Below are 25,647 nucleotides of genomic sequence, written 5' to 3'. Positions count from 1 at the left end.
CTAACAAGGGTGGTACCACGGTCTTTTCGTCCCTTTTCCGGGAGGAAGGGCCTTTTTTGTTTGAAATATACTGTACATTATGAATTGAGGGGGCTTGAAAGGCTATGAAAGAGAGATTAGGAGCGTTGAAGATTGAGGCACTGGCCCAGTTGCAAGAGGTGAGTGGCCCAGAACAGCTGAATGATCTACGTGTGAAATATTTAGGTAAGAAGGGCGCATTGACTGAAATTTTACGAGGAATGGGTTCATTAAGTGCGGAGGAAAGACCAGTGATAGGACAAGTTGGTAATGAAGTTCGCGCCGCCATTGAGAACGTGATTGAAGCCAAACAGGATGCTTTTCAAAAAGAAGAGACTGAGAAACGTCTACAAGCAGAACAAGTTGACGTTACATTGCCAGGACGCACAATGCCTCAAGGAGGCGTTCATCCGCTCAACAAAGTCATACAAGACATTGAAGAAGTATTTATTGGTATGGGATATAACATCGCAGAAGGACCTGAAGTTGAAACGGATTATTATAACTTTGAAGCACTTAATCTTCCGAAGGATCACCCAGCTCGTGATATGCAGGACACCTTTTATATTACAGAGGAATTATTGATGCGGACACAGACTTCTCCCGTGCAAATGCGTACGATGCAGAGCATGGATGGTGAGTCGCCAGTCAAGGTGATCTGTCCAGGAAAAGTATACCGCCGTGATGATGATGATGCGACTCACTCCTTCCAGTTCAATCAGATCGAAGGTCTTGTGATCGGTGAGAACATTCGTATGAGCGATCTCAAGGGAACGTTACAGCAGTTCGTTCAGGAGATGTTCGGTCATAATACAGAAATTCGTCTTCGTCCAAGTTTCTTCCCGTTCACAGAGCCTAGTGCGGAAGTGGATGTCACGTGTGTCAAATGTGAGGGAAGCGGATGTCGTATATGTAAACAAACAGGCTGGTTAGAAATTCTTGGTTGTGGCATGGTACACCCGAAAGTATTGAAAGCGGGCGGCTATGATCCTGACAAATACAGTGGATTTGCATTTGGAATGGGTGTAGAGCGGATTGCGATGTTGAAATATGGTATTGACGATATTCGTCATTTCTACAATAGTGATATGGCTTTCTTGAAGCAGTTTGCAAGGATTTAATTTAAAGGAAGAAAGGGGATCATCATGAAAGTATCAATGGAATGGCTGAAGGATTACGTTGCTATAGATAATGTGGACGCAAAGGATCTAGCGGAGCAAATTACACGTGCAGGTATTGAAATAGATGTCGTTGAGAACCGCAATAAAGGTGTTAACAAGATTGTTGTTGGTTATGTGGTAAGTAAAGAGAAGCACCCAGATGCTGACAAGTTGAACGTCTGCATCGTAGATGCAGGGCAGGAAGAACAATTGCAGATCGTATGTGGAGCGAAGAATGTGGAAGCGGGTCAGAAGGTACCCGTTGCACTGATTGGTGCTACAATGCCAGATGGCATGCAGATCAAGAAGGCGAAGCTACGTGGCGTCCCATCTCAAGGTATGATCTGTTCCGCTAAGGAATTGGGCTTGAATGATAAATTATTGCCTAAAGACCAACAGGAAGGGATTCTCGTTCTACCTCATTCTGTAGAGATCGGTAGCCCGATTAGTGATGTACTCGGATTGGATGACTATGTGCTTGAATTCGACCTTACACCTAACCGTTCAGATTGTTTAAGTATGCATGGTGCTGCATATGAAGTTGGGGCTATTCTAGGTCGTGAAGTTCACATTACAGATCCATTGGATATGAATCAGGAAATAGACGATGCAGCTGCTAATCATATATCTGTAAATATCAGTTCACCAGATTATTGCAGCCACTATGCAGCCCGTTATATTACAGGAGTGGTTCTCAAGGCATCGCCGCAATGGATGCAGAATCGCTTAATGGCTGCGGGTGTACGTCCGATTAATAATATCGTAGATATTACGAACTATGTCATGCTCGAATATGGCCAGCCACTTCATGCCTTCGACGCAGATAAGCTGAATAATGGTGCCATTGATGTTCGACTTGCTAAAGCGGGAGAGACGTTGATTACTTTGGATGGACAAGAGCGTAAGTTGGAACCACATATGCTTCTAATTACCGATGGAGTGAAACCAGTAGCGCTTGCAGGTGTGATGGGTGGAGCTAACTCTGAAGTGACAGAGCAAACGGTGAATATATTGTTAGAGTCAGCCCATTTCGCTGGGAGCGTTGTACGTAAAACTTCTCGACAGTTAGGTCTTCGTTCAGAAGCCAGTCTTCGGTTTGAGAAAGAAGTTGATCGTGGTGCGATTATTCCAGCATTGAACAGGGCTGCAGCGCTTATGGCTAGTTATGCTGGAGGTAAAGTTCACCAAGGTATTGTAGAATCTGTGGATACACCTGTTGAAGAAGTAACGATTGCTTTAGGGCTTGATAAGTTGAATCGTATTTTGGGTACGAAACTATCTATGCTTGAAGTGAAAACGATATTTGCTCGCTTGGACTTTGATTGTGCGGATACGACCCCGGGGGTTATTGATGTCAGAGTTCCAACTCGACGCGGTGACATTACAAGCGATGTAGATCTTATGGAAGAGATTGCTCGACTTTATGGGTATGATAACATTCCCACGACAGCCATTGAAGGACCGACGACACCTGGGGCTTACACGAAACCTCAAGCTTTACGTCGCGAATTACGGAGATTGCTTACTCATGGTGGATGGCAGGAATTGATTAGCTACTCATTTACTCATCCAGATCAAACAGCAGTATTTCCAGCATTAACGATAGATAACAAGCCTGTGAAGTTGTCCATGCCGATGAGTGAGGAGCGTAGTGTTCTGCGTACGAGCATTATTCCTCAATTGTTGGATGCTGCCACTTACAATGTGAATCGGAAACATCCGGATTTGGCATTGTTTGAGATGGGGAGTGTATTCTTTTCAAAAGAAGAGACACTGACTACACAGCCGAAAGAACTATCGGTCTTGTCCTTACTTCTTAGCGGGAAATTAGGCCAGAAACAATGGAATGTTAATCCAGTGGAAGTTGACTTTTTCGATCTCAAGGGAACCCTAGAGACGTTGTTTAATCATCTTGGTGTGCGGGATTCCATTACCTATGTAGCCAACAAGCCGGAAGGATATCATCCTGGTCGTTCTGCTTCAATCTACTTGAAGAACAGCACTGGTGGAGAAGTGTTGCTAGGTACGTTAGGTCAGGTTCATCCACAATTGCAACTTGATCGAGATCTAGAAGACGTGTATGTGGCTGAAATCTTGTTACAGCCACTATTGGATAACACGGATTATGAGATCAAATATCGTGATTTGCCACGCTATCCTGCTGTTGAACGTGATATAGCGCTTGTCGTAGATCATAGCACGGAAGCAGGGGCATTACTGTCCACGATTCGTGAGACTGCAGGAGAACTACTCCAGACTGTACAAGTATTCGATGTGTACACAGGCAGTAGACTAGGTGATAATAAGAAGAGCGTTGCCATTTCACTTCTATATCGCCATCAGGAGCGGACATTGACGGATGAAGAAATAACAACGTTACATGGTACAGTTGTGGCAGCGTTAGAACAAACTTTTGACGCTGAATTAAGAAAATAGCAGGAATAGAACATAGTCACATCGAATCCATAGACATAAAGGTTCGGTGTGGCTTTTTTTCTATAGGGAAATTTGGTAGAATCTATGGTAAGTAGACATCTAAGAGTTACTCACATCAGAAGGAGGGAACAACAGTGAATTTACCCGAACGTACTCGTGTTACCGTGGAAATCTACGGGAGCTCTTATAAAATTGTCGGAAGTAGTTCTGACTATATGAAAAAAATTGCACAGTATGTTGATGAACGTATGAATAGCATATCAAAGAATCATTCTAGGCTGGATACGCCCAAAATCGCGGTACTCGCTGCTGTCCACATGGCTGAAGAAGCTATTCAAACACAGGAAGTTCGTAATGAATTAAAGATGCTCACCGGAGAGCGTAGTGAACTTAAAGCTGAAATCATACAACTTCAGAAGAGTCGTGCTGAACATAACGAGCAGACTCAGAAGCTGCAGGAAGAATCCGCTAGTGTTATTAAGGAAAAGGAAGAACTTCAAGAAGAGTTAACGCGAGTAAAGGCCGAATTAGAGAAGAAGCTTGAGGATACGATGTCTTTGCTACAGCAGGAGACACAGAAGAACCAACAATTAACGCAAACACAATCCAATCAGGAGCAGAAGCATAAACAATCTCTTCAAGCTTTGGATAAGAATTTAATAGATCTTCGAAATAGTAATACTCAATTACAGACTAAGCTAGTCCAAGTTGAGAAGGATTTGAAGGAAGAGCAACGTGTTCATGGATTGTTGGATGAGAAGCATAATCAATTGATTCAAAGAGAGCAGACTGCGAAGGTTGAGCAGAATGCTTTACAAAGTAAGATTGCTAAATTAAATAATGAAGTAAATACGCTGAAGATAAGTTTAACCAAATCCGAAACAGAGTGCCATACGGTACAGAAGTCACTTGAGGCACAAATCTCCTCATCGCGTAAGTTTGAAGATGAAGTGAATAGATTGCTTGCAGAAGTGAAATCGTGGAAGATGCTGGAGGACACAAGGAATAAAGAAATTGCTGATTTGGAGCAACGGATTGTAAAGGCGAATGAACAGAATGAGATTCTTGAATCTGGCATGAAGCTACTTCATGATGAACTAAGTGTATTGAAGGAGCAATCTGAGCTGGAACTGAACAGACGACGAATGTCTGAGGATGAATTATTGCATCTTCAGCAGGAGTACGAAGAGGCGCAAGAGATATACCGCGATACGCTGAAACGATATGAGGATGTAAGAACAGAGAATGTGACGTTATTAGAAGTGAAGAAAGAGAATGAGCAGCTGGTGAGTGATCTGCAAGGTAAAGTTACCGAAGCGGGAAGTCGTGAGGTAGAGCGACTAAAGGAACTTGAAATAGCACAACATTCGCTGGCGAACTGGAAAGAACGATATAGCCAGCTTGAGAGTAAGCAATCTTTGTGGATTCAAGATGAACAGAAGTTGAAGGAAGAACTGGATATTTGGCAACAGGAGATTGCAGCAACAGAGCAGAAGTGGGATGAGCTTCGGGGAGAGAAGGACACTGTGGAGTCAGAGTTACTCGATGTTGGAGAGTCCTTTGAGCTTATGGCTCATCAATACCGACTTCTACAAGTAGAGCATGATATGAAGATCGAGCAGGAGAAGCAGCTTAGAGAAGAACATCTCAAGCTAGCTGAGGAATATAGGAAGTTGCAAACGGAATATAATGAGTGGATTGAGCTGATTGAGCAGGATCAAGAATAATACGGTGTGATCCCAAGACGGCTCTTCCAAATACATGAGAATCCCCCCGTTTCAAGAAAGAAATAGTCACTTCCTTGAAATGCGGAGGGATTAAAGTGTGTTATTCAACGATTAATTTGGATATCATACCGCCGTGCCCAGTACCACAAAATACGGAACAGATAATTTCATATTCCCCTGTTTCGTCAGGGGTAACAACTTTAGAAGTCTTCTTAGTGGATAATTGGAGGTCTAATCCGGGAATCATAATACCGTGGTTACCTTCCACATTTTCGAAAATTATCTTAACAGGAACACCTTTACTGATACGATATTCTTGTTGGTCAAAGCTATAATTTGTAGCTTTAATAATAATCTCTTCGGCTGGAGCTACCCCGGTATCTGAAACTTCGTTACTCGATGACTTTGCTGAGGAGTTATTTCCTCCACATGCAGTTAGAGCGATCAATAGCACACAACCCATCATGTAAACAAGTACTTTTTTCATAATTTCATCTCCTCCATATCTAAATACTGTGACAAATATAGTAATATCATAACGTATAGTTACTCTATTTGCACATGATCATATGAAGGAATGGTGAACAAATCAGATAGAAAAGCCCCTGTTAAAAACAGAGGCTTAACTGATACTGCTAATTAAAGTTACTGTCGATTTGGGATCTATCGATTGTCACGCGCTGCCTCATAAGGTGTAGCTACGGGAATGAAGAGGTCGATAATTCCAATGACCAATGCTGCGAGTAGGGCACCCAGCATAGTGACGCTGACCCCGCTGACGATGAATTGGGCAATATAGATTACCAAAGCACTTACCAGAAAACCGACAATACCTCGACCAAAGGGATTTATTCGTTTGCCGAATATTCCCTCGATGACCCAACTTAACAAGGCGATCACTAGAGCGAGTACAAGGGCGCTCCAGAAACCTCCGACAGAAAATTGTGGGACAATCCAACCCACAACCATTAACACAAGTGCAGCTACAATGAACCTAACGATATGACCTAGGAAATGCATGCATTTGGCCTCCTTTACACATGATCTCATTGTTATGCAAGAGTTATTGTACGCAATTGTCGGGAACATTATGTATGGCAAGATTCACGAATAGCGAATTCGGAGTGATTTCGCTATAATAAAGGCAAGATTGAAAGGAGTAGTGAGCACTCTTGGACGACAAAATTTTGCATACGTTGGAATATCGCAAGATTTTAAATACATGTTCGGGTTACACCCAAACAAGCATGGGGAAACAGATCGTTGACCGACTTAAACCTGATACCAATATAGATATTGTTCTGCGGCTGTTAAAAACTACAGATGAAGCATATACCGTAGATCGATTGAAAGGTACTCCTCCATTCGGTGGAATTACTGATATTACAGCTCCTACGAAGCGAGCAGAGTTGGGAGGAACATTGAATCCTCATGAACTACTTGCTGTTAGTAATACTATTTATGGATCAAGACGTATTAAGCGATTCATTGCTAATATCCATGAGGACGAAGAAGTTGAGATATTATTCAATCTTAGCGAGGGGATTTCAGAACAGAAGGTTCTTGAAGATGCCATTAAATCATGTATAGATGAAAGTGCTGAGGTCATGGATTCCGCAAGTGTAGAACTAGGGCAAGTGCGGAGAGAACTTAGATCTGGGGAGAGTCGTATTCGTGAGAAGTTGGATTCGATGATTCGTTCCTCAACGGTTTCAAAAATGCTACAGGATCAACTCGTTACTATTCGAGGAGATCGCTTCGTTATCCCGGTGAAGGCAGAATACCGCTCTCATTTCGGTGGTATCGTTCATGATCAATCGGGTTCGGGTGCAACCATGTTCATTGAACCAGAGGTTATCGTGGCAATGAACAATAAACTGCGAGAATTACGGATGAGGGAAGAACGCGAAATTGAAGTTATTCTTCAGAAGTTAACGGCTCTCGTTGGCGATCAAGCGGAGATGTTACTGATTGATATTGATTTGGTTGGACAACTGGACTTCATATTCGCCAAAGCAAGATTGGCACATGTGATGAAGGCGACGATGCCAAGAATGAATGATCGTGGATACTTAAAGTTGAGAAAAGGACGACACCCACTGATCCCTTTGGATCAAGTAGTACCCTTAGATGTGGAGCTCGGTAATGCCCATACATCTATCATCGTTACAGGTCCTAATACAGGTGGGAAGACCGTTACATTAAAAACGATTGGACTGCTGAGTCTAATGGCGATGTCTGGTTTATTTGTACCGGCTGAGGAGGAAAGTCAGCTTTGTGTATTTGATGCTATTTTTGCGGATATTGGGGACGAACAGAGTATTGAGCAGAATTTGAGTACTTTCTCCAGCCATATGACAAATATTATTCGTATTCTGAAGCAGATGACGACGAAGAGTCTTATCCTTCTAGATGAGGTAGGAGCTGGGACGGATCCTGCGGAAGGCTCAGCGCTAGCGATATCCATTCTGGAACATATTCATCGGTTTGGGTGCCGGATGGTCGCAACAACGCATTACAGTGAGTTAAAAGCCTATGCTTACGAACGTAAAGGAATTATTAATGCGAGTATGGAATTTGATGTGAACACATTAAGTCCGACATATCGCTTGCTGATCGGTATTCCTGGTAGAAGTAATGCATTTGCTATCGGAGAGCGATTGGGATTACCGCAGAATATACTGGATTTCGCTCGTGGTGAAGTGAAAGAGGAAGATATGCGGGTGGAACATATGATTGCATCTCTTGAAGAGAATCGTCTTCGCGCTGAGAATGAACGGGCAGAAGCTGAGAAGATTACAATGGAGATGGAAGTATTAAGAAGAACCCACCAGCGAGAGCTTGAGAAGCTTGTGGAATCACGCGATAAGCTATTAGAGAAAGCGGAACTTGATGCACAGGAAGTGATCAACAAAGCTCGATCAGAGGCTGAACGAATTATATCTGAACTACGTGAACTTGCTATGGCTGAAGGAGCTTCAGTGAAAGAACATAAGTTGATTGCAGCACGCAAACAATTAGAAGAAGCGGAACCGAAGCAACGAAAGAAAAACCCAGCGAAGATGCAACTTAAAGCTCGTACGATTGAACCAGGTGATGATGTGAAAGTATATAGTCTTAACCAGAAGGGGACTGTTGTTGAGCTAACAGGTAACAAAGAAGCGCTAGTACAATTAGGTATTATGAAAATGAAAGTAAGTTTGGATGATCTGGAACTATTAAGTGCTAACAAGTCAGACAAACCACAAATTCAGAAGCAAGTAACGATGGTCAAGCGAACTAGAGACGATAATATACGTACTGAATTGGATCTGCGTGGAGATAATCTAGAAGAGGCATTAATGGAGGTCGATCACTTCATCGACGAGGCTTTTTTAAGTAATCTAGGTCAGATCCATATTATTCATGGTAAGGGTACAGGAATATTACGAGCTGGCATTCAGGACTATCTCCGCAAACATAAGCATGTAAAGAGTTATCGTCTAGGGAATTATGGAGAAGGCGGAAATGGAGTTACCGTTGTTGAGTTGGAATAAATCATTACTTTAAAAAGTACCGCAGTAGGAGGATCATCCTATGAAGAATTTGGCACGTATATTATTTGTGGCCGCTGTTATTTTCTTTGCGGCGGGTATTATATATTTGAAGAATAGCTAGGAGGAATAGGACATGGAAACAACGGTGTGCCCATGGTGTCAGACGGAAATTGTATGGGATGAAGAAATAGGTCCGGAGGATGAATGTCCACATTGTCAGAATGAGTTGAATGAGTATCGTACACTCAACATCGGTCTTGATGATGAGGATGAGCTAGAGGAACAAGTAAGCACACAAGCCTATGATAAACCAGTGAATAGAGTCGAATCTATTCAGCCATTCTGGGAGCAAGATATGATGACTACGACCCCTGCATTTCGTGCGCTTGATAAATATGAGAGTAGTCACGATCTAATGAACTATGAAGCTATGGTCGAAAAGGTGTTGGATCATCAGGAGGAAGTGCCTGAATGCCCTCATTGTCGTGAATTTATGTTGCTTACTGGGCAACAGCAAATCACAGGCGCTGGTTGGAATCCGGCTGTGGTGCCAGTACTGCAGGGATCTGTATTGAATGCACCATTCTCAGTGGACATATATGTATGTACAGGTTGTTTCCATGTTCATACTACGCTATGTGAGGAAGATCGTTTAAGACTTATTCAAGGATTAAGTGGGTAAGACACAACTCGAGTAGTTGCATCATATACATGATCAATTAGCTTTTGAAAGGTATGCCATGAGGATAGTTTTTTCTATGCATAAACCTTTTAATGCTGTACTATATGTATTAATCTCTTTTTCGCGGGTATGTTATTTGATTATTATCAGTGCCCACAAAAAGCAAGCACTGGAGGGTAACTTATGAAGGAACTTAATGAACTGGAAATGAAAGTGCTAGACCTTCTGAAAGAAGATGCTAGAATGACGCCAGTTTTACTGGCTACTCTTATTGGTGTCGATGAAGCGGAAGTTGCAACGGCTATAGCAGAACTTGAAAGTGAGCACGTTATTGTGAAATACGCTGCTGTTGTAAATTGGAGTAAGGTTGAAGATGAGAAGGTAACAGCTCAGATTGAGGTGCAGATTACGCCTGAACGTGGGCGTGGGTTCGAGGGGATTGCAGAACGTATTTATTTATACCCTCAGGTGAAATCTGTTTTTCTGATGTCCGGGGCCTATGATTTACTTGTTGAGGTTGAAGGACGTAACTTAAGAGAAGTTGCAAATTTCGTATCCGAGAAGTTATCCACGATCGATTCTGTTCTATCTACGAAGACGAATTTTATTCTGAAAAAATATAAACAAGCTGGGATTATATACGAGGCACAAGAAGAAGAACCTCGACTTATGATCTCCCCGTGAAGGAGTAAATGTGATGATCTTGAATGAAGAGCGTGCGCAGAAACACAATAAATCAATGGATAGCTATTTAGCACCGCTCGTCAGGGATATCGCTCCTTCGGGCATACGGAAATTTTTCGATCTAGTATCTGGTAACAAGGATATTATTACGCTGGGAGTAGGTGAGCCTGACTTTGTCACCCCATGGCATGTACGTGAAGCTTGCATGTACTCTCTAGAACGTGGCCGCACAGGATATACCTCTAATTCTGGAACCCCTGAACTTCGTGAGGCAATTGGCCAATACTTGCATGACAGTTTCCAAGTGGCCTATGAACCTTCAAATCAGATTCTAGTTACCGTAGGGGGAAGTGAGGCGATAGATCTAGCATTGCGAGCATTGATTGTCCCAGGTGACGAAATACTCATTCCAGAACCGTGTTATGTATCCTATTCGCCGATTACAACGATTGGTGGAGGTATTCCTGTTGGGATTGAGACGACGTCTGAGAATGGATTCAAACTGACAGCTGAGGCGCTAGAAGCGAAGATTACACCTAAATCGAAAGTATTGATGCTATGTTATCCAAGCAATCCGACAGGCGCGATTATGACCTATGAGGATTGGCTTCCCATCGCTAAAGTAATTGAAAAGCATGATCTCATCGTTATTTCTGATGAAATTTATGCAGAGCTTACTTATAGTGATGATAAACACGTTAGCTTTGCAGCCATTCCTGGGATGAAAGATCGAACGTTACTAGTGAGCGGGTTCTCTAAAGCATTTGCTATGACAGGTTGGCGGATGGGCTATGTATGCGGGCATGAGGATTTCATTGCTGCGATGCTAAAGATTCATCAGTATACAGTCATGTGTGCCCCAGTGATGGGTCAAGTAGCAGCTCTAGAGGCATTGACCAATGGCTTGGAGGAGAAAGATCGGATGGTGGAATCTTACAACCAACGTAGACGTCTGATCGTGCAAGGGTTTCGCGAGATAGGTCTCAATTGTCATGAACCACAAGGGGCTTTCTATGCATTCCCAAGCATCCAAGATACTGGACTATCATCCGACAATTTTGCGGAGAGATTGCTAGTGGAGGCGAGGGTAGCTGCTGTTCCGGGTAATGTCTTTGGACTCGGAGGAGAAGGATTCCTTCGTTGTTCATACGCAACATCGGTAGCTCAATTGAACGAGGCGCTGGAACGAATAGGTAAGTTTGTAGAGCAATTGAAAAAGGGCTAAGTACTAAATAAAATAAACAATTAATAAATTCACTATTATTTTGAATGAACTATGTTATAATCTTCCTTTAGTATCAGAATGAACGGTCTAAGGAGGGATTTGAATTGTTTTGTGCTGATTATAACATGCCCACATATCGGGGAAGTAATATCGCCGAAAAAATCCGTGGTAAATGGTCAAGCCAAGCGATTGACTCTTCAAAAAGAGAGTGTACGTTAGAAGATGAGATCTGTTTACTTCGTAGTCAGATGGAACAGATATTTGTTCAGGAGCAGTCGTTTACTTCCAATATTGTAATCGAAATTAGCAGTTTGCTAGACTTGAAAATTAATGAATATATGAGAATTTCCTCATCCAACAAATAAAGTAATCATATCCAGAAAGGCTCGTCATGATGAGAGCCCTTTTTTTGTGGGTTGATCTTGACATATGGTATATTGATCTTACTTGCGATAGGAGGAATAAAATGAGATTAGGTAGAAAGTTACTTATTATTGTTATTAGTATGATCATGCTGGCAGGCTGTGGGAAGGGAAATGGGAAGGTATCGGTCTTTATTACAGATGATTACTTGGATCCTTCCGGTATTCGAGAGCCACTAGAAAAGATATTACAAGAAAAGGTTGGAGAAGAACTGGCGGTCGAGGTTTCTGCTTCGCCAATATATAATGAGCAAAAAGTAATGATAGAATATGCAGCTAAGGAGCATGAGATTTTTATATTGCCTGAATCGATTATGAAGCTATATGCTAGAGATGGAACCCATATCGTACTTGATGAGGATTTCGATTCTGAGAAATACCCCGCGGGAGTATTCGAAGCTGGTGTAATAGACGTGGACACCGATGAGGTAGTTATGGAGACGCATCTATTTGCCATTCCTATCTCCCAAATGAAGGTATTTCAGGATCTGAATTATGCGAGGGAAGGTCTGTACGCTACGATCCCAATCTCAACAGATTCTATGGAGAGTTCGATTGCATTATTGAAGGCAATGATGAAATAAGTAAATATTGTAGGAGGAATTCTAATGAAAGTATATACACGCACAGGTGATGCGGGTGAGACCTCTGTTATTGGAGGACGTGTGATCAAGGATGATAACCAAGTTGAGGCTTATGGAACGATTGATGAACTGAATAGTTTTGTAGGGCAAGCGATCAGTCTCATGGGAGAAGATCAGCTCTTCGTCGATCTGAAGGAACAATTATTAGAGATCCAACATGAGTTATTTGATTGTGGTTCGGATTTAGCATTCGTGAAGCTAAGCGAGAGTAAATATAAAGTGAGAGGCGAATTGGTTGAACGCTTGGAGCTTTGGCTGGATTCTTGTGAGAAGGAGAATCCGCCTTTAGAGCGTTTTATTCTACCAGGTGGTGACATCTTATCTTCCACTCTCCATGTCTGTCGTACAGTGTGCCGTCGAGCAGAGCGCAGAACAGTTACTTTAGGCAAGGAGAAGGATATCAATCCGCATGTACGTCAGTATTTAAATCGCTTATCCGATTATTTCTTCGTCATTGCAAGAACGGTAAATGCACGCAAAGAAGTAGCAGACATCGAATATGTGCGTAGCCAAAAGGTATTTAAATCGGAACAATGAGTCAATATTATAACCCAATCACACATGTAGTGTCCCCTGAAGAAGATGGCTGGATATTGAAGAAGCTTTTGCAAAAGAAGCTGAATGTTTCTCGTAAACTATTATCACGTTTGAAATATACCGAGCAAGGAATTATGTTGAATGGTGAAAGAGTTTACATTAGCGTACCTGTAAGGAATGGAGATGTGGTTGAAATTAGAATGGAGCAGGAAACTTCGGAAGACATTTTGCCGCAGCCCATTCCTTTCGACATTTTATTTGAGGATGATCACTTGTTAGTTGTGAATAAAGAGGCAGGTAGAATTGTCCACCCGACACACGGTCATTACACGGATACGCTAGCGAACGGAGTCGTTCATTATTGGCTTGAACAAGGGAAGAATTATCGTTTTAGGCCTATTCATAGATTAGATCGAGAAACGACGGGTGTCTTAGTTATTGCGAAGAATCCCTATGTCCATCAACATATCTCTGAGCAGATGATCGCTGGAGAAGTGGATAAGAAATATGTTGCAATAGTCCATGGTGTGCCTAGCTCACCTGAAGGAATGATAGACGGTCCGATTGATAGAGATCCAGAGGATCCTCATCGCAGAATAGTTACACCAACAGGGTACAGTTCATTGACACGTTATTGGGTGACTGAGCAATTTCATGATGCTAGCATGGTGAATTTGAAGTTGGAAAGTGGGCGAACTCATCAGATTCGTGTTCATATGACATCTATCGGCTGTCCATTGATTGGAGACTCATTATACCGGCATCCAATTTATGTTGCGTTAGATGTTGAGCAAGCGGATAATCGTATAGGAAATGAAAATGCTGACAGTTGCAGTGAGAATAATCATGTCATAAATCTTGATCTGAGTATAGGACGTCAAGCTTTACATGCATATGAATTATCGTTGATTCATCCTATTCTACATGAGCGGATGACGTTTAAGGCACCTATGCCATTAGATATGGAAACACTGCGACATCAATTACTTAATCGTTCGATCTAGGAGGAATAATACACATGAGTAATCTATTAATATATCTATATCCCAAATGCAGTACATGCAGGAATGCAGTGAAATGGTTAAGAGCTAACGGGCATGAGCCTGAGATCAGAGATATTTTTGTAGAACCTCCAACTATTTCTGAGTTAACTGAATTAGTGGAGCATAGTGGGCTTGAACTTAAGAAGTTCTTCAATGTAAGCGGGGATGTCTATAGAGCAATGGGGCTTAAGGACAAGCTTAGTGAGATGAGCCGAGAGGAACAAATCGAGCTTCTTTCGTCAAATGGCAGGTTGATTAAACGACCTATTGTAACTAACGGAGAGAGTGTGACTTTAGGGTTCAAAGAAGATCAATATGCCAATGTTTGGAGCGGTTGATGAGACCGCAAGGTCATTCATAGTTATGCTATACTAATCGTATCACCGCCATCTGTGCGGAAGTAGAGATATATAAGGAGCGGTAAAAGAGTGACACGCAATAAACAACAATCTATTATGCTAGTTGATGGAATGGCTCTATTATTTAGAGCGTATTTCGCATCAGCTTCCAGCGGTTACATTCGTCGAACGAAATCGGGTGTACCTACGAATGCTATTTATGGGTTCGTACGTTATTTCTGGGATGCAGTACAAAAATTTGACCCAACCCACGTTATTTGTTGTTGGGATTTGAGTGGACCTACCTTTCGTGCGCAGGAATATGCAGCTTACAAAGGGAATCGTTCAGAAGCACCAGATGATCTAATTCCTCAGTTTACATTGATTAAGGAAGTCGTTGAGAGTTTCGGAATTCCTAATATTAGTTATCAAGGATATGAGGCGGACGATTGTATTGGAACTTTAGCAGCGCAAATTAGTCAAGAAATGAATGTCATGGTATTGACTGGGGATCATGATTTGCTTCAGCTGGTGAGTCCAACTACAAGCGTTATTATTATGAAAAAGGGACAGGGCAATTATAAAGTATATACGCCAGAATCCTTATACGAGGAAAAGGAGCTTCATCCTCGTCAAATCATTGATATGAAGGCTTTGATGGGAGACGCTAGTGATAATTATCCCGGTGTTCGTGGGATAGGAGAGAAGACAGCGACAAAGCTTGTTCAAGAATATGGCTCAATTGAGGGGATTCTTGAGAACTTAGATCAACTATCCGCGAGTGTACGTACTAAGATAGAGAATGATCTTGATATGCTTCATTTATCACGTAGACTTGCAGAAATTCATTGCGCTGTACCTGTCGCGTATTCAATAGAGAGCTCTTTACTTGAATTGAATCATGATCTAGTCGCATCTAAATTTGAAGAACTTGAAATGAGAAGCCTCTGTCAATTGATGGGGCTAGAGGTATCCTAAGTGAGGATTCTATCGTTTAAATTTAAGGGACGACATGTAGTAATTCCAGCACTAGTGATCGTAACGGTATTATCTTTTCTACTATCAGGGAACATGAATACTTCATATGCAACATCGAAGGCTACGATTAAAAGTGGCGTGAAGAAGGTAACCGTTAGTGGGAAAAGCTTTACTGTACAGACGGTTGCTATTCCGAAGGGAACACCGGGACGATAATTGGCTTCAAATCTGACGGAACCGTACTTATGGATAGTCTTAGAATGAGCCTTACAGGTACAGTTAGCAGGATAAAGGGTAGTCCCATTGGATGGTACGTTTCCTTTGTTAACCGAACTCCATCGGCTAATGCTAATGTTAGCATCCTATACACAGAAGATCGTGGTAGTCATGTGGAATTTATGGGTGGCATTGCTGTGGTGATGGAGAATGGAGTAGTGACGAAAAAAGTAGTGAATGATAATGTCCCTATTCCGAAGAATGGCTATGTACTTATATGTACTGGAACAATGAAATCGATGACAGATCGCTTCGAGGTTGGAGCTGAAGTGATGCAGAAAATGGGCGCTAAACAGGCTATGAATTTGGATGGTGGTGCTTCCTCGGCACTTTATGGTGACGGGAAAGTCATGACCCCAGCTGGGCGGTCATTGAGCAATACGTTAGTATTTGGTAACAATCTGAATAGGTAATCAGAAGGGATGGTTCTGTTATGGGTTTATTAGGAGCAATTGAAGCCGGCGGCACTAAATTCGTCTGCGGAATAGGTACGAAGGATGGGCAAATAAAGGAAAGAGTCAGTTTTCCTACAACGACGCCAGATGAGACGATGGCTCAAGTGGAATCTTTCTTCGCGGGTAAAGAAGTAGAGGCTATTGGAGTAGGTTCTTTCGGACCGATTGATCCTATTAAGGGAAGTCCGACATATGGTTATATTACGACGACGCCTAAACCGCATTGGAGTCAGTACAATATTGTTGGTCATATGAAATCAAAGTTTAATGTACCTATTGGATTTGATACGGATGTGAACGGAGCAGCGCTTGGTGAGCATTTATGGGGTGCTGGACAAGGACTAAATAGCTGTATGTATATTACTGTTGGGACGGGTATCGGGGCTGGTGCTGTCGTTAATGGGCAAATGCTACATGGACTATCACATCCTGAAATGGGACATATCATCGTTCGCCGTCATCCTGAAGATACTTACGAGGGCACATGTCCTTATCACGCGGATTGCTTAGAGGGTTTGGCAGCAGGACCTGCCATCAGTCGCCGCTCCGGATTACAAGGTGTTGAATTGGGTGCTGATCATCCAGCGTGGAAGATGGAAGCCTATTATTTAGCACAAGCATTAATGAATTATATATTGATATTATCTCCGCAAAAGATCATTATGGGCGGTGGAGTTATGAAGCAACAACAGCTTTATCCACTTATTCATCGTGAGCTTCGTAGTCTGTTGAATGGTTATGTTCAGCATTCATCCATCCATAATGACATAGAGCAATATATCGTCTCTCCTCAATTAGGCGACAATGCCGGTCTAAGTGGTGCATTAGCACTTGCAATGCTAGCAATCGAGGAAGCTTGATCAAAAGATGACTTTTTGAACCACCCCTATAATGTGATTGACGTTATGGTAGCATATGGTATTATAGTAACAACAGGATAACATGATTCGACTGAGGAAGCACCTCTCTTACTTTATTGTAAGAGGGGTGCTTTTTTTTGCGTGTTATGCTGAATTGAATGTAGGAGTGTTAAAGATGCAGATTGTATTTATGAATCGTTTGATGAAGGCATCTGGAAGTGCTGAAGAACTAGTTGCACAAGTGTGGATTGGTGAGGAGGAAGGGGTCTGGCATCTAGGATGGAGGGATCTATTGATAGACGGGGAATTTAATGATGTTTCATGGTACGAAGGTGGTTCATGGCACGAGCTCCTCTGTATTTATCGTCATGACCTTGCAATTAAGCTTGGTGAGGGATATCGCCCCATTATAGAGGGGGTATTTCATGAAGATGAGGAGATTCCATCACGGGGGCAGGCGGCTCAGAAGCTGTATTGCTATAGTGAACTTCATTCAGAGGAGAGCGTATATGCAGAATTATGTACATGGAGACGTAGGAGAGCAGCTACTGAGCGTAAGGCTCCCTATTTTATTGCGAGTAATAAGTTACTGCGACTAATCAGTGCTTATATTCCTCAGCATGTGGATGAATTGAAGCAACTTCCAGGAGTAGGTCAGACTAAGGCAAGTGAGTATGGGGCTGAAATCTTAGAGATTACCGCTAAAGTGGAACGCAATCATACCTTCCCTTTGAACTGGGTGTATGCTGAATTAAACGAAGAGGTATACAGGGCATGGGTATTTAAGCAGAAGGAACAGAAATACAAACAAGAGCTGAATCAATTTAGGATGCAAAGTGCTCTTATGAGAGGGATATCAGAAGGGAAGAACTTGGAGCAGTTAGAACGAGATTGTGAGTCTTCACGTAAAGAAATTATCGAAGCTTTGGAGGAGCTGGAGAAGGCGGGATATGATACGGAGCCGCTACTACAAAGTGAACTCAAGGATACGGCGAGTGAAGAGCAGACGGCCATTTGGTCAGCATTTCAAGAACTGGGGGATTCCCTGTTGAAACCGATTCTGCATAGAGTATATGGTGAAGATAAAGATTTAGTGGGCAAAGGAAGTATAGACGTATTGTATGAACGTATACGATTGATTCGTATTCAATTTAGACGAAATAAGATCATGAGACGAAGCGTCAGCTGAACATGATACACAAAAGGACGAAGAATTCTCTAAGAGGAGAGAATTCTTCGTCCTTTTGCAAATTTATTAAATCCAGTCCTTTTTACGAAAAATTAGAAACATTCCGAAACCTAACGTCGCCATAATAGCGAGGATCATAAAATATCCATATTTCATATCTAATTCAGGCATATTAGTAAAGTTCATACCATAGATGCCGGTAATAAGTGTTAGTGGTATGAAGATGGTTGTAATTGCAGTAAACACTCTCATAATTTCATTCGCACGGTTTGCGATACTGGATTGGTAAGCTTCACGTAAGTTACCCATAAGATCGCGATAGGTTTCAAAGGTTTCTGCGATTTTCACTGCATTTTCATAAATGTCGCTAAAATATTTCTGCAATTGGTCATCGATCAATCGAAGGTCCTTCTTATTGAGGATGTTAATGACTTCCTTCTGTGGTCCAAGCACTTTCTTCAGCCACAATATTTCACTGCGAAGTCCTATAATCTCAATCAAATGAGATTTCTTAGTGTGCATAAGAATGTCTTCTTCTAACTTTTCAATTTTGGCTTCAATTCGGTCACCTACAGTGAAGTAGTTATCGACAACTAAGTCAATGAGTAGATACAGGAATCGGTCTGGTTCACTAACCTCTTGTTCCCATAGGATAGGTTTGAGTACGCGGAGTTCATTTATCTTTTGATTCGTAACTGTAATAATATAATTTCTACCTAAGAACACGCTAAGACCACGCAGAAATATTTCCTCATCATCAAATCGAATGCTGTTGACTACAATGAAATAATGATCTTCATATATTTCGATCTTAGGGCGTTGTTCTTCTTCACTAAGGCAATCCTCTACAGCTAAGTCATGTAAAGAAAAGAGTGGTTGTAGAATGGGTAGATCTACTGAATCAGCATCAATCCAGTAGAATCCATCCTTTGGAGGGCTAAGCGTTGTTTGAATATCATCAATAGGGGTAAACACCCCTGAATTAACTAACCGAATTTTCATCTAGGTTCACTCCTTCATCCCATAATTTGTCATGGGTAACGTAAATTATACGCAAAGGAAAGAGATCAGCTTTGTCGATGTAGTATATCTACTGTAAGAGGAGTTACTGATTGAGCATGGAAAGAATGAATAGTCCCCTTTATCAACAGGCTGGTACAAATCCTATGCAATTTCATTTCAAGTCCAAAGAGCTTGGGCCTCGGGTCACCGTCCATCTTCCATCTCACCTCTTATTCATCATTTGGTTGTAACACTTGTCTAGTATAACTGTCCGTAAACTTCGTTTCAAGAAGAAAAAGAAAACAACCTCTTAATATATAGCATATGGAAAGAGCGTAAAAATGACTCTCATCTTGCGAAAGTAAATAAAACATGTATAATTATGATCATATCCAAAATTTTCAATGATGTACAATGAACTTCAATTGAATAACACTAATTAGCAAGTTAACGATGAATAATCTTATCCGTAAGGTTAATAACCGTTAGAAGTGACTAATTAAAGAGTTTTTTCTTATCAAGAGCAGGTGGAGGGACAGGCCCGATGAAACCCGGCAACCGGCGTGAATAACGCACGGTGCTAATTCTTGCAGGAAGATTTGCTGAAGTTCATGCGAATCCTTCTTGAGAGATGAGAAGGGCGCATAGATTAACGATGATGACCTTTCTCCTATGGACTTTTCCTATGGATAAGGTCATTTTTGTTAGCAATAATGATGAGAGGCCTCGGCCGAAGGAGTGAAATTAGAATGCCAATTAAGATTCCAGACACGTTACCAGCAAAAGAAATTCTCACAGGAGAGAACATATTTGTCATGGATGAGAGCCTTGCATACCAGCAAGATATTCGTCCCCTACGTATTGCAATTCTTAACTTGATGCCTACTAAGGAAACGACAGAAACGCAATTACTCCGTTTGCTGGGGAACTCACCACTTCAAGTGGACATTGTATTGCTACATCCAGACTCTCATGTATCGAAGAACACATCTGAAGAATATTTAAGAGCATTTTATAAAACGTTTGAAGAAGTGAAGAATAGCCGATTTGATGGACTGATTATTACTGGAGCACCTGTGGAGAAGATGGAATTTGAAGATGTGAACTATTGGGAAGAACTACTGGAAATATTTGAGTGGAGTAAGACCCATGTGACATCAACACTTCATATCTGTTGGGCAGCTCAAGCAGGACTATACCATCATTTTGGTATTCCGAAATGGGATATGGAAGAGAAAATATTTGGTGTATTCCAACACACGATTAATCAGCCAAATGTGAAGTTGTTAAGAGGATTTGATGAAATATTCCATGTTCCACATTCCCGCCATACGGAGGTTCGCCGTGAGGATATCGAGGGTGTTCAGGAACTTGAAATATTGTCCGAATCAGAAGAGGCAGGTATTTATCTCGTTGCGACAAAAGATGGTAAACAGATCTTTGTCTCAGGCCATTCTGAATATGATCCATTCTCATTAAGATGGGAATATGAAAGAGATATTGCTAAAGGAATGGACATTCAAATTCCAAGGAACTATTATCCGAATGATGATCCAGATCGTGTCCCCCCTTCAATCTGGCGGTCACATGCTAATTTATTGTTTGCAAATTGGCTGAATTATTATGTATACCAAGAAACACCTTATGATATTGGTGAAACAAGGGATATATGGCCACAAATATAATAGATGAGGAGAAATTCGATATGGAGAAGAATGGGTTAAGGATCGAGAGTAGGCTAGCACAGATTGGTTCGATTGAAGAACCAGTTACTGGAGCGGTTAATTTTCCTATTTATCAAGCGACAGCTTTTCGTCATCCTCAATTAGGGAAGAGTACTGGATTTGATTATTCACGTACTAAGAATCCCACACGTAAGGTGCTGGAGGACGCTTCCGCAGAGTTGGAATCAGGTGATGCTGGTTTTGCTTGTAGTTCAGGCATGGCAGCACTACAGACCGTATTTGCTTTGTTTGGTCAAGGTGATCATCTCATTGTCTCTTTAGATTTATATGGTGGAACGTACCGACTATTGGAACGAGTGCTTTCTAAATATGGCATTAGTGCCTCCTATGTAGATACGAATGATTTGGACGCATTGGAGAGTCATAGACGTCCGAATACGAAAGCAGTCTTTATTGAAACTCCAACAAATCCACTCATGATGATTACAGATATTCGTGCGGTCTGTTCATGGGCACGTCAACATCAATTACTAACCGTTGTTGACAATACTTTGATGACACCGTTATTCCAACGTCCATTGGAATTGGGAGCAGACATCGTTGTCCATAGTGCAACGAAGTATTTGGGCGGGCATAATGATGTATTGGCAGGATTGATTATTACGAAAGGGAAGGAACTATCGGAAGAGATGTTCTTCCTTCACAATTCGATGGGTGCGGTTCTTGGACCATCAGATTCCTACCAATTAATGCGTGGGATGAAGACGTTAGCACTTCGTATGGAACGTCATGAGAGTAATGCGATTGCCATAGCGGAGTACTTAACTACTCATTCTGCTATAGCAGAAGTATTTCATCCGTATCTAAAGGATCATCCTGGACGAGCTATTCAAGAAGAACAGTGTAGTGGGAATACAGGTATTTTCTCATTTAAAGTAAAGGATGCCCGTTATGTGGAACCGATTCTTAGACATATTAGATTAATTGCTTTTGCGGAAAGCTTGGGTGGAGTCGAGTCACTGATGACTTATCCTGCAGTACAAACACATGCTGATATTCCACTTGAAATTCGCGAAGCTATTGGTGTGGATGATCGTTTGCTGCGATTCTCTGTGGGCATAGAGCATGTGGAAGATTTGATTGCTGATCTTGGTGGGGCTCTAGAGGCTGCGCGTCAAGAAATTGAAGGGGGAGAATAAGGTATGAGTGATCAACATGAGTCGGGTAAAGAACGTTCACTGAAAAACTTGAATTTCGCAACGCGATTGCTTCATTTTGGATCTGAAATAGATCGTACGACAGGGGCATCAAGTGTTCCAATCTATCAGGCATCTACTTTCCATCATGAGGATATCTATAACCCGCCAGAGTATGATTATAGTCGCTCCGGCAACCCCACACGCCAAGCTCTAGAAGATTATATCGCTCTAATGGAGGGTGGGGTACGTGGATTTGCTTATTCATCAGGGATGGCAGCCATTTCAAGTACATTTATGATGCTGTCATCTGGCGATCACATGATTGTAACTGAGGATGTATACGGTGGAACCTACCGTCTCTTAACAAGTATTCTGAATAGACATGGGATTGAGAGTACATTTGTAGATATGACTGATATCGAGCAGGTGAAGAACGCACTTAAGCCAAATACGAAAGCTGTATATATGGAGACACCGTCCAATCCGACATTGAAGATTACGGATGTAGCAGCTGTCACGAATTGGGCGAAAGAGCATGATCTATTAACGATCCTGGATAATACCTTTATGACTCCTTATTATCAACGTCCCATAGAAATGGGAGTGGATATTGTACTCCATAGTGCTACTAAGTTTCTAAGTGGGCACAGTGATGTGCTAGCCGGACTTGCTGTTGCTAGAACGGATGCTATTGGACGTCAGTTAAAGCAGCTTCAGAATGGTCTCGGTACCGTGCTAGGTCCACAGGATTCTTGGCTTGTTATCCGGGGAATGAAGACGCTAGAAGCACGGATGAAGCAAAGTGAGATTAGTGCAGGTATATTGGCGACCTGGTTAAGTGAAAGAACAGATATTACCAATGTGTTCTATCCAGGCTTACCGGGCCATCCGGGGCGTGAAATTCATGAGAAACAGTCCACAGGATATGGAGCGTTGGTATCCTTTGATGTTGGTTCAGGAGAACGGGCGAAGAAAGTACTCAACAAAATTCAGTTACCGCTAGTTGCTGTAAGTCTCGGTGCTGTTGAGAGTATACTTTCTTATCCGGCAATGATGTCACATGCTGCTATGCCAGTTGAGGTTCGCGCTGAACGGGGCATTACGGATGGGCTACTCCGTTTCTCTGTTGGACTTGAGCATATTGATGATTTGATCGCAGATCTTGACCAAGCACTCCAAGAAAATTAATCAAAACAGCATCGTTTTGACGATGCTGTTTTTTGAAGACAGTAATATGTTAATATAAAGAAATGTAAAGATAATAGAGTTGAAATTAAGGGAGGTTTCCTTTATGAGTACGGTGGACCGTATCTTAGATAAAGCAGTTCGAGGTGAGCGACTTAATCTCGAAGAAGGCGTAAGATTATTTGAAAGTGATGAGATTGAGAAATTAGGACATACCGCAGATATTCTCATGAAACGTATACATCCTGATCCGATCACAACCTTTGTTATAGGACGTAACATCAACTATACTAACTTTTGCGATACCTATTGTCGGTTCTGTGCTTTCTATAGACCGCCAGGTTCTAGTGAGGGTTATGTGTTGCCAGATGAGGCAATATTCCAGAAGATCCAAGAGACTGAAGATGTTCGAGGGACCGAGATTCTGATGCAAGGTGGTACGAACCCAGATCTTCCATTTAGCTATTATACCGACTTGCTCAGAGGGATTAAACATCGTTTCCCTAATATTACGATGCATTCATTCTCCCCTGCTGAAATTCGTAAGATGCAGGAGGTTTCTGGATTAACATTAGAAGAAGTCGTTCGTGAGCTTCATGAAGCAGGGCTTGACTCTCTACCTGGCGGTGGTGCTGAAATTCTTGACGATCGTATTCGTAAGAAGATTAGCCGACTAAAAGGGACTTGGCGAGATTGGATGGATGTGATGCAGGCTGCGCATAAGCAAGGAATGAATACGAGTGCCACGATGGTTATTGGATTTGGTGAAACGATGGAAGAAAGAGCTCTGCACATGATGCGTATTCGGGATGCTCAAGATGAATGCATACAGAATAAGTATAACTCCAAAGGATTCTTGGCATTCATTCCATTTACTTTCCAACCGGATAATACAAATTTTGTGCGTGAACGTGAGACGCCTGAGGCTTATCTTAAGACTGTAGCAATGGGGCGGATACTACTCGATAATGTACCGAATTTGCAGTCTTCCTGGGTGACTATGGGACCGGAGATAGGTAAATTATCTTTGAGTTATGGATGTAATGATTTCGGTAGTACGATGATGGAAGAGAATGTCGTTTCTTCGGCAGGTGCAGTGTATAAAGTTAATATTGAATCTATTATTGGACTCATCCGTGAAGCAGGTAAAACACCAGCGCAACGTAATACGAGATATGATATATTGAAAGTATTTGAAGAAGGAACAACCGTTGATCGCGATTTCGTTATGCAAAATTAATATTTGTTAAATACCACCCCATTTTCCAAGAGAAAATGGGGTTTTTCTGTACTTGAGAAATGTTAGCTTGTTTTCCACTAACCCCTTCCGTATATCCTTTGTTCAGGGACCATATACTTAACAAGGATAACGAAAGGAGTGATCTCCATGATGATATTCAGTATATCAGCTACGACAGTGACATCAGAAGAAGAAGTGGCATTCCAACGAATTGTATCGAGAGTGAATGAAGAGCTACATAAAAAATACAAATCATTACATTTGACTTGTGTTTCAAATGATGGAACTTCATATTGGCATTGCATGGGAAATGAGCAGAGATCATTTAAAGGTGAGAGCTTGCTCTTTATTTATCAGCTCGCAGCCAAGGCTACTGCGGAACTCATTCTAGAAATAAAGGAACAACATATAATCAGATCTTTGATTCGGAATGAATTTAATTTCTCTGAGAAAGAGGAATCTGAGCCGATTATTGAACATTGTATAACTTTGTTAGAGAAAGGAAACGATTCACCGAATCCATCTTGGAATCGGCGTTATCTGATGCTGGCAAAAAGTTTGCAGAAATGCCTCCTTGAAAGCAATGAATTAAATATAGATGGATTTATTTCCTTTCGGCTGCAGGAATATGGTAAAGAGCTGAGGGAAGTTGTTGAGTATACGATAGATGAGTTCTTGGTCGATCAACAGTATGAGGAGTTTGTCGGTCTCCTTAAATATTTCGTGTACTTCCAAGAGCCACGAATACCATTGGCTCATGTCGTTCATAAGGGCGGACGGGAACTGTTGCTGTTTGACGATAAAATGAATTCATTGGATTGTAGAGGTGATGATGCTGTTTACGTAGAAAGAATTAATCAGCAGGATATGGAAATGGAAGATGTTGTAGTCAGTACGCTTATTTCCGTTTCACCGGCTAAATTAATTATCCATACGCGTGATGTGCAAATGCCGGCCGTGAAGACGATACAGCAGATTTTTGAGAAAAGAGTTGAGATATGTCACAATTGTCCCAAATGTCATGCATTCTTTAGGGAGAAAGAGAAGATTTAACTTGACGAGTAGTGTCAGCTAGAACTATAATTACTGTTAAATTCACTAATAGCGTTGAGAAAGACATGAGCCA

At 41.8% G+C, this 25,647-nt stretch carries 25 protein-coding genes, 1 riboswitch and 1 other annotated feature (1 of these 27 only partly in view); of the genes, 22 read left to right on the top strand and 3 right to left on the bottom strand.

Annotation, left to right across the window (positions count from 1 at the left end; translation table 11 throughout):
* Positions 1-37: a binding site (T-box leader), on the top strand; it begins 227 nt to the left of the window's first position.
* 67 nt (positions 38-104) lie between these two features.
* From pheS to zapA, 3 genes are all read left to right on the top strand, one after another.
* The gene (gene pheS, locus AC1TO9_RS11660) at positions 105-1,139 is read left to right on the top strand and encodes a phenylalanine--tRNA ligase subunit alpha (protein ID WP_482055470.1); all 1,035 of its coding nucleotides are present in this window, start codon (positions 105-107) and stop codon (positions 1,137-1,139) included.
* A gap of 24 nt (positions 1,140-1,163) precedes the next feature.
* Positions 1,164-3,614, top strand: coding sequence for a phenylalanine--tRNA ligase subunit beta (gene pheT, locus AC1TO9_RS11655; protein WP_482059239.1), 2,451 nt, complete (start codon positions 1,164-1,166; stop codon positions 3,612-3,614).
* Positions 3,615-3,748: 134 nt separating this feature from the next.
* Positions 3,749-5,341, top strand: a complete 1,593-nt coding sequence (gene zapA / locus AC1TO9_RS11650; protein ID WP_482059238.1) for a cell division protein ZapA — start codon at positions 3,749-3,751, stop codon at positions 5,339-5,341.
* Positions 5,342-5,441: 100 nt separating this feature from the next.
* Here the strand turns inward: zapA and AC1TO9_RS11645 are convergent, their stop codons facing one another.
* The gene (locus tag AC1TO9_RS11645) at positions 5,442-5,828 is read right to left on the bottom strand and encodes a cupredoxin domain-containing protein (protein ID WP_482055473.1); all 387 of its coding nucleotides are present in this window, start codon (positions 5,826-5,828) and stop codon (positions 5,442-5,444) included.
* A gap of 176 nt (positions 5,829-6,004) precedes the next feature.
* Complete coding sequence (locus AC1TO9_RS11640; protein ID WP_482055474.1) at positions 6,005-6,361, bottom strand: phage holin family protein; 357 nt, start codon at positions 6,359-6,361, stop codon at positions 6,005-6,007.
* 152 nt (positions 6,362-6,513) lie between these two features.
* On the opposite strand from AC1TO9_RS11640, the gene AC1TO9_RS11635 reads away from it, so the two are divergent.
* From AC1TO9_RS11635 to AC1TO9_RS11570, 14 genes are all read left to right on the top strand, one after another.
* Complete coding sequence (locus tag AC1TO9_RS11635; protein WP_482059237.1) at positions 6,514-8,877, top strand: endonuclease MutS2; 2,364 nt, start codon at positions 6,514-6,516, stop codon at positions 8,875-8,877.
* 133 nt (positions 8,878-9,010) lie between these two features.
* Entirely contained in the window at positions 9,011-9,559 is a 549-nt protein-coding gene (locus AC1TO9_RS11630; RefSeq protein WP_482055476.1) for a hypothetical protein, read from the top strand.
* Positions 9,560-9,742: 183 nt separating this feature from the next.
* A complete protein-coding gene (locus AC1TO9_RS11625) occupies positions 9,743-10,243 on the top strand; it encodes an Lrp/AsnC family transcriptional regulator (protein ID WP_482059236.1) in 501 nt (166 codons plus the stop codon).
* A 13-nt stretch (positions 10,244-10,256) separates the two neighbouring features.
* A complete protein-coding gene (locus AC1TO9_RS11620) occupies positions 10,257-11,468 on the top strand; it encodes an aminotransferase class I/II-fold pyridoxal phosphate-dependent enzyme (RefSeq protein ID WP_482059235.1) in 1,212 nt (403 codons plus the stop codon).
* A 104-nt stretch (positions 11,469-11,572) separates the two neighbouring features.
* Positions 11,573-11,833, top strand: a complete 261-nt coding sequence (locus AC1TO9_RS11615) for an aspartyl-phosphate phosphatase Spo0E family protein (RefSeq protein ID WP_482055479.1) — start codon at positions 11,573-11,575, stop codon at positions 11,831-11,833.
* Positions 11,834-11,934: 101 nt separating this feature from the next.
* Entirely contained in the window at positions 11,935-12,474 is a 540-nt protein-coding gene (locus tag AC1TO9_RS11610; RefSeq protein WP_482055480.1) for a hypothetical protein, read from the top strand.
* 24 nt (positions 12,475-12,498) lie between these two features.
* Positions 12,499-13,071 (top strand): cob(I)yrinic acid a,c-diamide adenosyltransferase, encoded by a 573-nt coding sequence (locus tag AC1TO9_RS11605; RefSeq protein ID WP_482059234.1) that lies wholly within the window; start codon positions 12,499-12,501, stop codon positions 13,069-13,071.
* On the top strand, positions 13,068-14,075 hold the full coding sequence (locus AC1TO9_RS11600) for an RluA family pseudouridine synthase (RefSeq protein WP_482059233.1): 1,008 nt from the start codon (positions 13,068-13,070) through the stop codon (positions 14,073-14,075). Before AC1TO9_RS11605 ends, AC1TO9_RS11600 begins: the two co-directional genes overlap by 4 nt.
* 14 nt (positions 14,076-14,089) lie before the next feature.
* Entirely contained in the window at positions 14,090-14,452 is a 363-nt protein-coding gene (locus AC1TO9_RS11595) for an arsenate reductase family protein (protein ID WP_482055483.1), read from the top strand.
* Between the two features lie 117 nt (positions 14,453-14,569).
* Positions 14,570-15,430, top strand: coding sequence for a 5'-3' exonuclease (locus AC1TO9_RS11590; RefSeq protein WP_482059337.1), 861 nt, complete (start codon positions 14,570-14,572; stop codon positions 15,428-15,430).
* The gene (locus AC1TO9_RS11585; RefSeq protein WP_482059232.1) at positions 15,431-15,646 is read left to right on the top strand and encodes a hypothetical protein; all 216 of its coding nucleotides are present in this window, start codon (positions 15,431-15,433) and stop codon (positions 15,644-15,646) included.
* Positions 15,647-15,675: 29 nt separating this feature from the next.
* Positions 15,676-16,119: a phosphodiester glycosidase family protein gene (locus tag AC1TO9_RS11580; RefSeq protein WP_482059231.1), complete on the top strand. Its 444-nt coding sequence runs from the start codon at positions 15,676-15,678 to the stop codon at positions 16,117-16,119.
* A gap of 20 nt (positions 16,120-16,139) precedes the next feature.
* A complete protein-coding gene (locus AC1TO9_RS11575; RefSeq protein ID WP_482059230.1) occupies positions 16,140-17,021 on the top strand; it encodes an ROK family protein in 882 nt (293 codons plus the stop codon).
* Positions 17,022-17,196: 175 nt separating this feature from the next.
* Positions 17,197-18,210, top strand: a complete 1,014-nt coding sequence (locus AC1TO9_RS11570) for an HRDC domain-containing protein (protein ID WP_482055487.1) — start codon at positions 17,197-17,199, stop codon at positions 18,208-18,210.
* A 66-nt stretch (positions 18,211-18,276) separates the two neighbouring features.
* Here the strand turns inward: AC1TO9_RS11570 and corA are convergent, their stop codons facing one another.
* Complete coding sequence (gene corA, locus AC1TO9_RS11565; RefSeq protein ID WP_482055488.1) at positions 18,277-19,212, bottom strand: magnesium/cobalt transporter CorA; 936 nt, start codon at positions 19,210-19,212, stop codon at positions 18,277-18,279.
* A gap of 511 nt (positions 19,213-19,723) precedes the next feature.
* Positions 19,724-19,850, top strand: a riboswitch (SAM riboswitch).
* Positions 19,851-19,961: 111 nt separating this feature from the next.
* On the opposite strand from corA, the gene metA reads away from it, so the two are divergent.
* The 5 genes from metA (at position 19,962) to ytxC (ending at position 25,574) form a co-directional block, all read left to right on the top strand.
* Positions 19,962-20,897 carry a homoserine O-acetyltransferase MetA gene (metA, locus tag AC1TO9_RS11560; protein WP_482059229.1) on the top strand — a complete coding sequence of 312 codons (936 nt, stop codon included), beginning with the start codon at positions 19,962-19,964 and terminating at the stop codon, positions 20,895-20,897.
* A gap of 20 nt (positions 20,898-20,917) precedes the next feature.
* On the top strand, positions 20,918-22,096 hold the full coding sequence (locus tag AC1TO9_RS11555) for a PLP-dependent transferase (RefSeq protein ID WP_482055490.1): 1,179 nt from the start codon (positions 20,918-20,920) through the stop codon (positions 22,094-22,096).
* Between the two features lie 3 nt (positions 22,097-22,099).
* Complete coding sequence (locus tag AC1TO9_RS11550; protein ID WP_482055491.1) at positions 22,100-23,284, top strand: trans-sulfuration enzyme family protein; 1,185 nt, start codon at positions 22,100-22,102, stop codon at positions 23,282-23,284.
* Between the two features lie 103 nt (positions 23,285-23,387).
* On the top strand, positions 23,388-24,521 hold the full coding sequence (mqnC, locus tag AC1TO9_RS11545; protein WP_482055492.1) for a cyclic dehypoxanthinyl futalosine synthase: 1,134 nt from the start codon (positions 23,388-23,390) through the stop codon (positions 24,519-24,521).
* Positions 24,522-24,668: 147 nt separating this feature from the next.
* Complete coding sequence (gene ytxC / locus AC1TO9_RS11540) at positions 24,669-25,574, top strand: sporulation protein YtxC (RefSeq protein ID WP_482055493.1); 906 nt, start codon at positions 24,669-24,671, stop codon at positions 25,572-25,574.
* The last annotated feature ends 73 nt before the right edge of the window (positions 25,575-25,647 follow it).

The organism is Paenibacillus sp. Y916, from assembly GCF_056786435.1.
Note: the sequence above shows the minus strand (reverse complement) of the source record. Positions and strands in the feature narration are given on the sequence as shown.